This window comes from Fenollaria sp. C0166D3, assembly GCF_056590255.1.
Genome location: NZ_JBWPVU010000003.1, coordinates 77,927 through 91,520 on the forward strand (window position 1 = coordinate 77,927; position 13,594 = coordinate 91,520).

14 protein-coding genes are annotated in these 13,594 nt (G+C 35.5%); 2 read left to right on the plus strand and 12 right to left on the minus strand.

What is annotated here, in order from left to right:
• Positions 1 to 38 precede the first annotated feature (38 nt).
• Positions 39 to 1,433: a dihydrolipoyl dehydrogenase gene (lpdA, locus tag AC1EJ0_RS02765; protein WP_480023205.1), complete on the plus strand. Its 1,395-nt coding sequence runs from the start codon at positions 39 to 41 to the stop codon at positions 1,431 to 1,433.
• A gap of 60 nt (positions 1,434 to 1,493) precedes the next feature.
• Here the strand turns inward: lpdA and AC1EJ0_RS02770 are convergent, their stop codons facing one another.
• Genes AC1EJ0_RS02770 through AC1EJ0_RS02795 form a run of 6 tightly spaced genes read right to left on the minus strand, consistent with a single transcriptional unit; the run spans position 1,494 to position 7,076 of the window.
• Complete coding sequence (locus tag AC1EJ0_RS02770) at positions 1,494 to 1,988, minus strand: hypothetical protein (RefSeq protein ID WP_058260547.1); 495 nt, start codon at positions 1,986 to 1,988, stop codon at positions 1,494 to 1,496.
• A gap of 3 nt (positions 1,989 to 1,991) precedes the next feature.
• Positions 1,992 to 2,471, minus strand: a complete 480-nt coding sequence (coaD, locus tag AC1EJ0_RS02775) for a pantetheine-phosphate adenylyltransferase (protein WP_294986104.1) — start codon at positions 2,469 to 2,471, stop codon at positions 1,992 to 1,994.
• Positions 2,472 to 3,026, minus strand: a complete 555-nt coding sequence (gene rsmD / locus AC1EJ0_RS02780; protein WP_480023204.1) for a 16S rRNA (guanine(966)-N(2))-methyltransferase RsmD — start codon at positions 3,024 to 3,026, stop codon at positions 2,472 to 2,474.
• A gap of 10 nt (positions 3,027 to 3,036) precedes the next feature.
• Complete coding sequence (gene recG, locus AC1EJ0_RS02785; protein ID WP_480023203.1) at positions 3,037 to 5,061, minus strand: ATP-dependent DNA helicase RecG; 2,025 nt, start codon at positions 5,059 to 5,061, stop codon at positions 3,037 to 3,039.
• Complete coding sequence (locus AC1EJ0_RS02790; RefSeq protein WP_480023202.1) at positions 5,061 to 6,704, minus strand: DAK2 domain-containing protein; 1,644 nt, start codon at positions 6,702 to 6,704, stop codon at positions 5,061 to 5,063. The genes recG and AC1EJ0_RS02790 overlap by 1 nt, the downstream gene beginning before the upstream one ends.
• Positions 6,705 to 6,713: 9 nt before the next feature.
• Positions 6,714 to 7,076, minus strand: coding sequence for an Asp23/Gls24 family envelope stress response protein (locus tag AC1EJ0_RS02795; protein WP_058260552.1), 363 nt, complete (start codon positions 7,074 to 7,076; stop codon positions 6,714 to 6,716).
• A 231-nt stretch (positions 7,077 to 7,307) separates the two neighbouring features.
• Between AC1EJ0_RS02795 and rpmB the strand changes: the two genes are divergently transcribed.
• The gene (rpmB, locus tag AC1EJ0_RS02800; protein WP_019214672.1) at positions 7,308 to 7,499 is read left to right on the plus strand and encodes a 50S ribosomal protein L28; all 192 of its coding nucleotides are present in this window, start codon (positions 7,308 to 7,310) and stop codon (positions 7,497 to 7,499) included.
• Between the two features lie 134 nt (positions 7,500 to 7,633).
• On the opposite strand, the gene AC1EJ0_RS02805 is transcribed toward rpmB, so the two are convergent.
• The 6 genes from AC1EJ0_RS02805 to rlmN are packed head-to-tail and all read right to left on the minus strand — an operon-like array spanning position 7,634 to position 13,593.
• On the minus strand, positions 7,634 to 8,278 hold the full coding sequence (locus AC1EJ0_RS02805; RefSeq protein ID WP_480023201.1) for a thiamine diphosphokinase: 645 nt from the start codon (positions 8,276 to 8,278) through the stop codon (positions 7,634 to 7,636).
• Positions 8,268 to 8,918 carry a ribulose-phosphate 3-epimerase gene (rpe, locus tag AC1EJ0_RS02810; protein WP_294986041.1) on the minus strand — a complete coding sequence of 217 codons (651 nt, stop codon included), beginning with the start codon at positions 8,916 to 8,918 and terminating at the stop codon, positions 8,268 to 8,270. Before rpe ends, AC1EJ0_RS02805 begins: the two co-directional genes overlap by 11 nt.
• Before the next feature lies 1 nt (position 8,919).
• Entirely contained in the window at positions 8,920 to 9,780 is an 861-nt protein-coding gene (rsgA, locus tag AC1EJ0_RS02815; protein ID WP_480023200.1) for a ribosome small subunit-dependent GTPase A, read from the minus strand.
• A complete protein-coding gene (gene pknB / locus AC1EJ0_RS02820) occupies positions 9,780 to 11,807 on the minus strand; it encodes a Stk1 family PASTA domain-containing Ser/Thr kinase (RefSeq protein WP_480023199.1) in 2,028 nt (675 codons plus the stop codon). The genes rsgA and pknB overlap by 1 nt, the downstream gene beginning before the upstream one ends.
• A 10-nt stretch (positions 11,808 to 11,817) precedes the next feature.
• On the minus strand, positions 11,818 to 12,549 hold the full coding sequence (locus AC1EJ0_RS02825; protein ID WP_480023198.1) for a Stp1/IreP family PP2C-type Ser/Thr phosphatase: 732 nt from the start codon (positions 12,547 to 12,549) through the stop codon (positions 11,818 to 11,820).
• 12 nt (positions 12,550 to 12,561) lie between these two features.
• Positions 12,562 to 13,593 carry a dual-specificity RNA methyltransferase RlmN gene (rlmN, locus tag AC1EJ0_RS02830; RefSeq protein WP_480023197.1) on the minus strand — a complete coding sequence of 344 codons (1,032 nt, stop codon included), beginning with the start codon at positions 13,591 to 13,593 and terminating at the stop codon, positions 12,562 to 12,564.
• Position 13,594: the final 1 nt, after the last annotated feature.

Below are 13,594 nucleotides of genomic sequence, written 5' to 3' on the forward strand. Positions count from 1 at the left end.
TGTTAGGAATAAAATAAATAATATAAAGGAGGACATATATGAAATTACTAATTATCGGCGCAGGTCCTGGCGGATACGAAGCCGCTTTCAGAGCTGCTCAACTAGGAAATGATGTTGTTCTTGTTGAAAAGAACTTACTTGGTGGTACTTGCTTAAACATTGGCTGCATACCTACTAAGACTATGGTTAAGATAGCTGATTTCTATAGCGAAGTTCAAAACGCTGAAGAATTTGGCGTGAAAGTTGATGGATATGGTCTTGATACTGAAAAGATTTACCAAAGAAAACAAGATGTAATGGGTAAACTTAGAGATGGAATCGAATATTTAATCTCAACATATGACAATATCAAGCTTTTAAAAGGTACTGCTTCCTTCGTTAGCGAAAATGAAGTAAAAGTAGTTTTAAATGATGGCGGTGAAGAAAACGTTACTTTTGATAAGTGCATCATAGCTACTGGATCAAAGGACATCAAGCCACTTGAAGGCTGTGATTTGCCAAAGGTTTTAAACTCAACTACTCTACTAAGTTTAAAAGAGATACCAAAGTCAATGATAGTTATAGGTACAGGCGTTATAGGCCTTGAATTTGCTACTATCTACGCAAGCTTTGGTACTGAAGTAACTGTTATCGGTAACAATATGTTTAAGACAGCAGATATTGAAATACAAAAGAGATTACAATCAATATTAAAAAATCCAAATCTAAAGTTCGCTACAAAACAACACTCTAAAAAGATAGAGCAAGCTGGCGATATGCTTAAAGTAACTACGCAAATGGTAGGCAAAGAAACTACTAAAGAGTATGAAGCTGAATATGTATTAGTTGCTTTAGGAAGAGCAAGCAATACTGATGGTCTTAACACTGAAGCAGCTAAAGTTGAAACAAAGGACGGCGGCGTTTTAGTTGATGAAAACTTAAAGACATCAAACGACAATATCTACGCTATAGGGGACGTTATATACAAAAACACTCAATTAGCTCACTTTGCTACAGCTCAAGGCTTCCACGTAGTTGAACAATTATCTGGACTTGAGCCAAAAACTGATCTATCAATAGTTCCAGCTGTATTATACACAGTTCCAGAACTTGCTCAAGTTGGTAAGACTGAACAAGAACTTGAAAAAGAAGGCATTGAGTATGATAAAGCAAAGTCCATGTACCAAGCAAATGGCAAGGCACTTGCAGTTGGTGGAACTAAAGGCTTTATAAAGATACTATCAACAAAGGATCACAAGAAGATTTTAGGCTGCCACATCATCGGTAAGGACGCTGACCTATTAATCCACTACGCTGTTATAGCTATGGCCAATGGTCTAAGTGTTGAAGACTTATCAAATATGATATATGCTCACCCAACTATTGCCGAAGTATTTAAGGACGCAATTGAATCGCTTGAAGGCAAGTCAACAAACTCGCCAATGGCAAAATAATTATAAAACAAATAAAAAAAATAAATGCGAAGGTAATTATGTACTTTCGCATTTATTTTTTTACTTTTCTTCTTTTTCTTGTGCTACGTGATTTTCTTGGCTAACAGAAGCTGACATCTTTCTAAGCTCTGTTCTGTTTTCATTCAAAGTAGTAATCATGTCTTTTAAGTTTTCTTGTGCGTTCATTAGAAGCTTGTCTGAGTATTCAAGCGAAGAGCGCTTTAGGTTTGTTGAAGCAATTTGTGCTTTATTCATAATGTCTTTTGCTCTTTCATTAGCTTCTTTTAAAACTTCTTCTTTGCTTACAAGTTCTTCAAGTTTTAATCTTGTTTCTTTAATAATTTGTTCTGCATCTTTATTTGCTTCGCTTATAATTCTTTCTCTTTCTTCTTTGATCCATGCAGCTTGTTTTATTTCATCTGGAAGTTTTATTCTTAACTCGCTTATAATGTCTAGTAATTCTTCTTTTTGAACTAAAACCTTACTTGTTAGAGGAAGAGAACCCGCTGTTTCAACAATGTCCTCAATCTCATCAATAAGACCTAATACATCCATTTTTTAACCCCTTTCGTATTTCTTTTTCAATGCTATTTCAACATTTTCTGGCACTAAGGCCGATATATCTCCATGATAGTAGGCAATCTCTTTCACAATTGAAGAGCTAAGGAAGTTGAACTTATGTGACGCAACTAAGAATATAGTTTCTAAGTCGCTATTAAGTGATTTATTCGCCATCGCCATTTGAAGTTCGTATTCATAGTCAGAAACGGCTCTTAAACCTCTTATTACGTAGTTGGTACCCTCTTCTTCACAAAATGAAGTAAGAAGACCATCAAAAGTCTTTACCTTAATCTTCTTTTCGTCTTTGAAGATTTCCTCTATCATCTTTTTTCTCTCATCTATAGTAAATAAGTGTTTTTTCTGTACATTAGTAGTTATGCCTATGATTAACTCATCGAACATATCCTTAGATCTGTTGATGATATCAATGTGCCCATTGGTTATAGGATCAAAACTACCGGGATATATAGCTTTCATTTAACACCTCTTTATAAAAAATATTTTCTTATCGCCAATTGTTCTTGTATCAATATCAAAATCATCCGTGCTAATGGCCTCAGATAAATCATAGTCTTTGTTTTCTTCTATGATTATACTGCCCTTCTCATCAAGTAAATCAAGAGAGATAATTAGCTTAAGTACTTCATTTAGAAGCTCATGACTCTTATATGGCGGATCTAAGAAGATATAATCAAATTTTTTCTCCTTAAGAGGCCCTTTTAAGGCTCTTATGGCATCCATCTTCATAAGCTTTATCTCGTCATTAAGCTTTAAGCTTTCTAAATTTTTATTTATAACGCTTATGGCCTCGCGCGATGAATCTACTAAGTAGACGTCCTTCGCGCCTCTTGAATAAAACTCAATGCCTATCTGTCCTGTGCCGCTAAATAGGTCTAAGACGGATGCGTTAAGCCTTATTGGCGATATGATATTAAATATTGTTTCTTTTATATTATCCAAAGTAGGTCTCGTCTTGAGGCCTTTTGGTGCTATTAATTTTCTTGATTTGAATTCGCCTGATATAACTCTCATAGCTTGCCTCTTAATTTAAGATGATATCTTGTTTGCTATCATAAAAAACAGAGTCCATATTATTTAATAAGGCTTCGTATCTGTCTTTTTCGTAATCAATGTCGCCTCTGAGTATTGATAAAACCTCTTTGTTAATATCATTAATCATCTCGGTATCTTTATCAAAATCAAAGAATTTAAAATCAATAGAGCCGTGCTGCTTTGTTCCGAAAAAGTCTCCTGGTCCTCTTAGTATCAAGTCTTTCTTCGATATTTCAAAGCCGTCGCCTGTCTCTTGCATCAATTTTAATCTCTCATAGCTAATATCGTTTAGCTTGTCATAAACAAGGACGCAATACGCTTGATCTGAGCTTCTTCCTACCCTGCCTCTTAATTGGTGAAGCGTAGATAAGCCGAACCTTTCTGCGTTTAGTATAATCATTAGATTAGCATTAGGAACGTTTACGCCGACCTCTATGACAGTAGTTGAAACAAGTATCTGCACTTCGTTATCTTCATAAGCTGACATAATCTTGTTCTTCTCTTCGTTTGATGTCTTTCCATGAAGGAGAGCCACATTATAATCTTTGAAATGCTCCTTCAATTCTAAATATACATCATTTGCGTTTGCCAAGTCAAGCGAGTCGCTCTCCTCAATCAGAGGCGTAACCACATAGACCTGCTTTGATTTTTTTAGTTCTTTTTCTATAAAATTAAAAATTCTTTCCTTGTAAGAGTAAGGCACAGCGTATGTCTCGACTTTTTTCCTTCCTGGCGGCATGGTCTTGATAGTTGATATATCAAGGTCGCCGTAGAAAATTAATGACATGGTCCTTGGTATCGGCGTTGCACTCATTACAAGAGTGTCTGCATATATCGATTTATTCGTTAAATTCGCCCTTTGCTTAACGCCAAATCTGTGCTGTTCGTCTGTGATAACGAGTCCAAGCTTATTAAAATTGACTTTATCTTGGATTATGGAGTGAGTACCGACAACTATGTCTATTTCTCCGCTCTCTAGTCCCTCATAAATCTCATTCTTTTCTTTATTTGATATTGATGACGATAGCAGCGCCACATTTATATCTTCATCCTTAAAAATATCTATAAGGCTCTCGTAGTGCTGCTTAGCAAGTATCTCAGTTGGTGCCATCATTGCAGCTTGGTAACCATTGAGATGCGCCTTATACATAGCATATACAGCGACTATGGTCTTACCGCTACCAACATCTCCTTGAACTAGTCTATTCATCCTCTTATTAGCTTGCATATCAGCATTGATCTCGTCTATGACAGTCTTTTGATCAGGCGTTAGCTCAAAGCCAAGTCCATTAATAAAGTCATCTTCTTCATCAAAGTGCTCGAACTTTACATAGTTTTCATCCTGAACTTCTTTTCTTAAGACCTTAAAACCATATTCAACGGTAAATATCTCTCTAAAAGCTAAAGTCCTTCTCGCCTTCTCCAAAGTCTCATGAGACGTTGGAAAATGCAGTTCTTTAAGTGCTTCATCTATACCATATAGATTATAATCACGTATCAAAACTTCTGGAATTATCTCTTTTACTAAGCCTTTTGTATTTAGTAGCTCGCTTACTATTGAGACCAGTTTTGAATTATATAAACCTTTTACAAGATTGTATATTGGGCCGATGTAGCCAAGTCTGTCTGTCTTTAAACTATTGTAAAATTCAGGATTAGAAAAGCTGTATCCAAATTTATTTTTACTTAATTTGCCAAAGAAGTAGAATGTTTTGCCCGGCTTAAAGATATTTCTGTAAAAATTCATGCCAAAGAAGAAAACTTTTGCGTTATTCTTCTCGTCACAAACGTCAAACATCATCATATTTCTCTGCCTCATTATAGGCGAAGAAATGACTTTTACCTTAAACAGAGCCGCTTCGGTTAGACTATCATCAGAGATAGTCCTAAGATTCTTTCTGTCCTCATACCTTCTAGGCCTGTTAAACAGTGCATCTTCTGCAGTGTATAAACCAAGCCTATTTAGATACTCTTCAGTTTTGCTTCCTACTCCCTTGACCTCTCTTAGCTTCATTATTCCAATGAAATTATATAGTAGTATAAAGCTTGTTTAGACTCGATTGCTTCAAAGTCGACATCCGGATATTTCTCTTCAAGTTTTTCAATTAAGTCATCAGCTAGAGCTTTTTCAGCATCTTCGCCTAGATATAGAGTAACTAAAGATGTGTCCTCATCAATAAGTTCATCTATCATAGCCATAGTTGTTTCATTTAGATCAGCTGAGCTTGCAAGTATCTTTGATGAGCTAATAGCAAGATAGTTACCCTTCTTTATCTCTTTACCATCGATAGTAGTGTCTCTTACGGCAAAAGTAACTTCACCAGTTTTTACTTCGCTGATGGCTTCGTTCATATTGTCAAGAATTTCATCTGCACTCATATCTTCATCAAATGTAATCATAGCTGTGATAGCTTCTGGCATATTTCTAGTCTCAACTACATGGATATTCTTATCGCTAAGATCAATAGTTTGCTTAGCTGCCATGATGATGTTTTTGTTGTTAGGGAAGATAAATATATCGTCTGCATTGATCTTATCAATGGCTTCCATAAAATCTTCTGTAGATGGGTTCATAGTTTGGCCACCAGTAACAACTTCATCAACTTTTAGATCTTTAAATATCTTTGTAAAGCCTTCTCCTGAACTTACGGCTATAAAACCATATTTCTTGTGTTCTTTTGGCTTATCGTCTTCTTTTTTAGTATTTTTATACTCTTCTTCGCTAAATAGTATCTCATTGTGTTGAAGACGCATATTGTCAATCTTGATGTCCTTTAAGTAACCAAGTTTTAACGCTTCTTCAATAACTTGACCTGGGTTGTTTGAGTGTATATGGCACTTGATTATATCATCAAGAGCAACAACAACCATTGAGTCACCTATCTTTGAGATAGTCTTCTTAAACTCTTCGGCCTTGCTTGTATCTCCAGTAATAATAAATTCAGTACAATAACCATATTTGATATTGTCTGTAGATATTTCTTTTCTATTAGCTGTTTGTTTAGTCTTATTTATATCTTGAACTGTAATTTCTAGATTTTCAGTTCTAGCGCCTTCTATTGCGCCTTTTAAAATACAGTAAAGACCCTTACCTCCAGCATCAACTACACCAGCTTCTTTTAATACGCTTAAAAGCTCTGGAGTTCTGTTTAATGATTCTTCTAAAGCAATAAGTGAATCATCTGCAAATTTAGAAAGTTCTGTGTAATTTCTATAGTTTTTACTTGCAAAACTTGCTAAATCCTTTGATACTGTTAGTATAGTTCCTTCTGTTGGTCTCATAACAGCCTTATAAGCAACTTCACTTGCTTTAACAAAGGCTTCCATCAATGCTTCGATGTCAATGTATTCCTTATCTTCTACAGCTTCTTTGAAACCTCTAAGAAGTTGAGATAAGATTACACCAGAGTTTCCTCTTGCTCCAAGAAGAGCGCCCTTGCTCAAAGCACTTGATATTTCTTTTACAGTTTTATTTTCTTCTTTAACTGCATTTGTAACTGCTGACTTCATTGTTAGAAGCATGTTAGTACCTGTATCTCCATCTGGAACAGGAAATACATTTAGAGCGTCAACCACTTCCTTGTTTTCACCAAGTGAGTTTAGAGCTCCAATCAATGCTTTCTTTAAAACAATTGCGTCAATTTTATTAGTACTCACATTTACCTCCTACTTTTTGTCATTCATTCTTAGTCCTTGGACAAAAACGTTGACATTTTTAACAGACATAGCTGTTTGTCTTTCAACATTGTATTTTACTTTTTCTATAATGTTATCGCAAACAACTGAAATTTTAACTCCAAACTCCAACACTACATATAAAGATATGTCTAAGTGGCTTCCGTCTGTTACTACCTTTACTCCCTTAGCTAGATTCTCCATGTTAAGTAATTTGTAAAAACCATCTTTTGCATCGATTGCACTCATACCTACTATGCCATAGCTTTCCATAGCAGATAGACCTGCTATCTTGGCGATAACATTGTCAGCAATGTTAATAGTTCCTAAATCATTAGTATATTGACAAGGCATAAATCTCCCTCCATTCACTTAATAAATTTATTTTCTCTTCTGCTTTGCTTATTTGTATCCATAATTACTTATATTATACCATTAAATTGCTTATTTTGAAAGATATATATGGAAATTTTATGTTTTTTTGACATTTTCTTTAAAAAAAATCTATTTTTTATAAAAAAAGCTTGATTTTTATGATTAACTTTGCTATAATTAAGTAGTTAAAGCTTGAGAGGAGGTAAGAAAATGGGAAAAGTTTGCGATATATGTGGTAAAGGAAAGATTGCCGGTAATAAAGTATCTCACTCTTTAAGACACTCAAGAAGAACTTGGAAGCCAAACTTAAGAAGAGTTAGAGCAAACGTTAACGGAACTGTAAAAAGAATAAATGTTTGTACTAGATGCCTTAGATCAGGTAAGGTACAAAGAGCCGAATAAAAATTGCAGACTAACTGCAATTTTTTTTGCTCATACATAGAAGAAGCAGAGGATGTCCTCTGCTTCTTTCACATGTATATATAAAGGCCTATGCATAATGCACAGGCCTTCTTTGTATTTAAGCTAAATCGATTTTATAAAAACAATGTTGTGAAGACAAAGGCTCTGTTCTTATGTGCAGTAACTAGTGCATACTCGCCCATTGCCTTGTTGCTCATTAGTAATGAACTTTCTTTCTTAACTGTTTTATGATCAAGCTCCCACTTTGCTGACTCGATTGAAACAGTTACATCTTCATCAACAGGTACCATTGAGAAGGATACTACATCATATCTATTCAATACTCTAAGCTTATCGCCTTCGTTAAGTACTTTTGCTGCTTGTTGGCCACCGAAGACAGTTATGTCAAGGTCCTTGCTATACGCTAAGACATTATTTAGTACCGTCATAGTGTGATCCGCTTTTCCGCCTAAAGCACAGAAAACATCAATCTTCTTTATCTTGCACTTTTCTTTTACATATTCCAAGGCAAGTTCGAAGTCTGTCTTGTCCTTTTCTACGTCATATTCTATCCTATCGATATCACTTGTCTCCATGTAGATTAGTGCATCTTCATTAACACTATCACAATCACCTATGAATAGGTCTGCTTCCATATTATACTTAACTAAGTGATTTAAGCCGCCATCGACTGCTATGACCATGGCGTAATTCTTAATATCTCCTGTTAAAAAACTATCAATTGGTCCGTTTAATACTATTGCTACTTTATTTTTCATCTCTCAACTCTCCTAAATTCTTTTCTATCTCTGAATTTTTAAATGCTGCTGATCCCGCAACAAATAAATCTACTCCTAAAGCTTCTAAGCTCTTAATATTATCTTTGTTGACGCCGCCATCGACCTCTAATATAATGTCTCTGCCGCTTTCGTCAATCATCTTTCTCACTCTTTTGATCTTCTCATTAACTGCTTCGATGTATGATTGGCCACCAAAACCTGGATTAACTGACATAATTAATATTAGATCAATATCGTCCATGATGTACTTAAGCGTTTCTTCACTTGTCGATGGGTTTAGCGACACACCGGCCTTCATGCCAAGTCTTCTGATTTCGGCAAGCGTTCTTTGTAAGTGTATAGTCGCCTCTTGATGCACGGTTAATATGTCTGCTCCGGCATTTTTAAAGTCTTCCAAATATCTTTCAGGCTTTTCTATCATTAAGTGGCAGTCAAGAATGAAATCTGTGTTCTTTCTAACTGATTTAATGATTGGCAGACCAAAGGATATGTTCGGAACAAAATTTCCATCCATAACATCAAGATGCAAGTACTTAATATCTGCCTTCTTTAGTCTTTCTAAATCGTCTTGCAAATTATAAAAGTTTGCCGACAATAATGATGGTGCTATCTCTCTCAAGTCAATACCTCCTCTTTGCTTTTATCTCTTCATACATTAGTAGATAGTTTTTATACCTAATGCGCGATATATTTTCTTCTTCTACTTGTCTTTTTATCTCACAATCAGGTTCATTGATGTGCGCGCACGACGCAAACCTGCATTTGTTCTTATACTTATTAAATTCTTTTATATAATTTTTTAGCTCATCTTCCTCTTGCAAAAAGTCAAGCTCAAGCGATGTAAAGCCAGGCGTATCAATGATGTTCGTATCTTCATCTATTGAGTAGAGCTGCACTGACCTTGTTGTTTGCTTGCCCTTATTGAGCTTCGTCGATATCTCTTGGGTCTTAATTAGCTTGTTTTTATTGAGATAGTTCATTATTGACGACTTGCCCACACCAGATGGACCTGATAGAACCGAGGTTTGACCCTTTATCTCGTCTAATACCATGTGAATGGATTCATCATCATATATACTCGTCTCGAAGACATCGTAGCCGATGCTCTTATACATATTATATATAAGTTCATCAAGCTTGATATCTTTTTTGTTTATTATGATTATAGGCCTAATATGATTGTACTCAGCCATGACTAAGAATTTGTCAAGCAAAAGTAAATTTATGCTTGGAGTACTTATAGTCATGACTATGAGTAAATTATCTACGTTAGCTACGTTTGGCCTTATTAGCTCATTTTTTCTCTCCTCAATGCTCTCTATAAGGCAGGAGCCATCTTTTTCTACAAAGTTTGCAATGTCACCAACAAGTGGCTTCATCTTAAGCTTCTTAAAGCTTCCAAGCTGCTTTGCTTCATAGACCTCGCCCATGCTCTCTATATAGAAAACGCCGGAAATGGATTTAATTATTTTACCCTTCATTAGTTCGCTTGCTTTGTAGTTATATAAGTGTCGTTCTTGTAAATATCGAATGTGTCTCCTTCTTTAGCATTGTACTTGAATCTCACTTGGCCATCTTCCTTGCTAACCATTTGATCGTAAACAGTTTCTTTTACTCCGTTAGAGTTTTTAATTATAGTGAAGTGTGTTTGATCAAGGTCTGGATCCGCTTGAAGAACGATGTCTATAACGACTGCGGCCTTTTCTTTTGGCTTGTCTTCTTCTTTTGGTTTTTCATTTGTTTCATTATTTTCAGGTGTTTCTTCTTCTGCCGGCTTTTCAATCTTGCCTTTAGATACTACAAGGTCGATAACCTCATCTTTTTGAACAGTTGAGCCTGATGTTATTGATTGATCTGTAACGATGTCTTTATCAAAGTCTTCACTGTCTTTGCTTGTTATTTTGTATTTAAGTCCTAAATCTGTAAGCTCTTTTATAACTTCATCTTTGTTTCTTCCTATAAAGTCAGGAACTTCAACTTCATCAGAGTTACCCTTGCTTACAACAACCTTTATTAGACTATTCTTTTCAGCTTGAGAACCTTCCCCCGGTTCTTGCCTAATTATGATGCCTTCTTCATGCTCTTTGTCTTCTTCATAGCTTGGTTCGGCTAGCTTTAAGCCATATTGATACAGAATGCTTTCTGCATCTAGTATTGTTTCGCCAACTATATTTGGTACTTCAACGCTATCTTCTGATTCAGATATAGTTAGAGACACTTTAAAATCTTTTTTAACTTTAAAATCTGCTTCTGGATCTTGTTTTGTTACAATATTTGCCTTGCCATCAGTTTTTTCTTTAGCTACTACTTCATAAGTAAGTCCTAAGGCTTCAAGTTTTGATTTTGCTGTATCTAAGTCTTCGCCTACAAGATTTGGTACTGCTACTTCGTCTGAGCCGCCACCGCTAAGTGCGCCTTTTAAGTAATTGTATCCAAAGAATAGTCCAGCTACAAGTAGTAGAGCTGTTATTATTCCTAAGAAAACGCCAGCTAAACCATTTTCTTTTTTCTTTTTACGGCGATTTCTGTTTGATTGTCTCATTTCAGAAATATTTTCCTCCCTATTTCTCTTAGTCTTTTCGTTTCTTTCTTCACGAATTATATCCTCTTGTTTTAAAACAACAGTTTCATCATTCCAATTGTCATTTTGCTTGTCATAATTAAAGCTTACATCATCATCTAAGTATAAAAAGTCCGCCAAGATGTCATCAACGCTTTGATACCTTTCACTTTGCTTCTTTCTTGTACACTTAAGTATGATCTTTTCAAGATTCTTGTTCATATTTGGCAGATACTCAGACGGCGGAACGATGTCATCTTGTATTTGCTTCATAGCTACTGATATAGGATTGTCCCCGTCATAAGGTTTTTTACCTGTTAGCATCTCGTATAAAACTATACCAAATGAATATATATCCGTCTTATTATCAGTGTAGCCGCCTCTAGCTTGTTCAGGTGATATATAATGGACCGAGCCGAGTACATCAGATGTTGTAGTAACTGTAGTTGATGTCGATGCTCTTGCTATACCAAAGTCTGTTACCTTGACTGCGCCTTGCTTTGTAATCATTATGTTATGTGGCTTTATGTCTCTGTGAACAACATTATGATCATGGGCGTCTTTCAAAGCCCTAAGGATTTGAATTGAGTAATCAATCGCATCATCTTCAGAAAGTTTGCCCTTGCTATCAATTATATCCTTTAATGTAGTTCCATCTATATACTCCATAACGATGTAATAGATAGTCTCGTCCTCAATAGTGTCCGTGCCTACATCATATATGCCCACTATGTTTTGGCTCGATAATGATGCAGCCGCCTTTGACTCTCTATTAAACTTCTTTATAAATTCTTCGTCATTAGCATATTCAGGTCTTAAAATTTTTATAGCAACATATCTATCTAAAACTCTACATCTGGCTTTGTAGACAGTTGCCATGCCTCCATCGCCAATTTTTTCTAAGATTTCATATCTATCCGATAAAAGTTTTCCTATCATCTTATCCATTTTATCACCTCTAAGCCTTTATAGTTATTATAGTAACATTATCTCTTCCGCCCATAAGTATAGCTCTATCCTTAAGCTCTTCAGCTACCTTTTGCATTGAGATACTCTTGTTCTTCTCTACTATTGCAAGTATCGAGTTATCTTCGACCTCTTTGTTAAGTCCATCTGTACATAAAAGTACTATGTCGTCCTTCCTGTGAATGAACTTATATGTGTCAATGACAACAGTTTTCTCTGTTCCCAAAGCTCTGGTCAAAGCGTTTTTGTTATCTATATTTTTAACATTAAAAATTTTGCTTCCTGCCCTTTTAATTAGCTCGTTGCCAAAGGTGTGGTCCTCTGTTAACTGGGCTATCTCATGCTCTCTGATTAGGTAGGCTCTTGAGTCACCTACATGAGCTATGAGGCAAGTGTTTTTGTAATAGGCGCAGACCAATATCGTCGTGCCCATGCCCTCACACTCTTTATTAAACTTTGAATATTTGTAAATGGAATTGTTCGCGCTAACTATACTTGTTCTTATAGCGTCTTCGACATCGTCTATACAGACCACATCATTTTTGTTCTTTAAGACATCGGCAATGGTGTCAACAGCCATCTTACTAGCTAGTTCACCTGCCTTATGTCCACCAACCCCATCAGCGATTACAAAGAAAGGGAATGGATTATCATCATATATAAAAAAGTTATCTTCATTATTTGTTCTCGTTTTACCCTTATCTGATACATAACCAATATTCACATTGACCACCTCCTATTGTTCAAGATAATTATTTCTAAGCTGTCCACACGAAGCGTTTATATCCGCTCCTAACTCGCGCCTAACGGTTACATTAAAGCCAAAATCTTCTAAATATTTTTTAAACTTCATTATGTTTTCTGAAGTGCTTGGCTCTTCGTCGTACTCTTTAATCTTATTAAGCGGAATTAAATTGATGTGTGACTTAATATCTTTTAATAAATTTTTTATATCTAAAGCAGATTGATAAGAGTCATTAAGTCCGTCGATTAAAACGTATTCAAAGGATATCCTCTTATTGATCTTGGCCTGATACTCTTTAAGCGCAGGTACAAGCTTATCAAAGGGATAGCTCTTTGTAATCGGCATAATCTTCTTTCTCTCTTCTTCGTCCGCATTATGTAATGATATAGTTAGTGTGATTGGATAATCATATTCAGCGAGCTTTAGTATCTTATCAGCAAGACCGCAAGTTGAAACGGTGATGTTCCTCTTCGATAGATTCTTACCTTCCTTGGCACTTATTAGCTCAATAAATCTTATAAGCTCATCAAAATTATCAAGCGCCTCGCCGCTACCCATTAGTACCACGTTTGATACATTTATATCATTTAGTCTCTCTATTTCATATATCTCATCAAGCATTTCACAAGCATAAAGATTTCTTATAAAGCCTTTCTTAGTCGATGCACAAAAGGCGCAGCCCATCTTGCAGCCGACCTGTGTTGATATACAGACAGTGTAGCCATACTTGTACTTCATTAAGACGCTTTCAATTACATTGCCATCGTGTAGCTCAAAAAGGTATTTCTTTGTATCATCAAGTTTTGATTTTAATTCCAAAACTTTTTTTACGCCATATATCTCAGAGCTAGTAATAAGTTTTTCTTTTAAATCCTGTGAGAATGTACTTATATCTTCGATATTCTTTATCTTTTGCTTGTGAATAGCCTCGAAGAGCTGTTTCGCTCTAAACTTTTTCTCACCAAGCTCTAAGAAATACTCTTCAAGCTCTGATATATACATATTGTTAATAATCTTCGTCAAA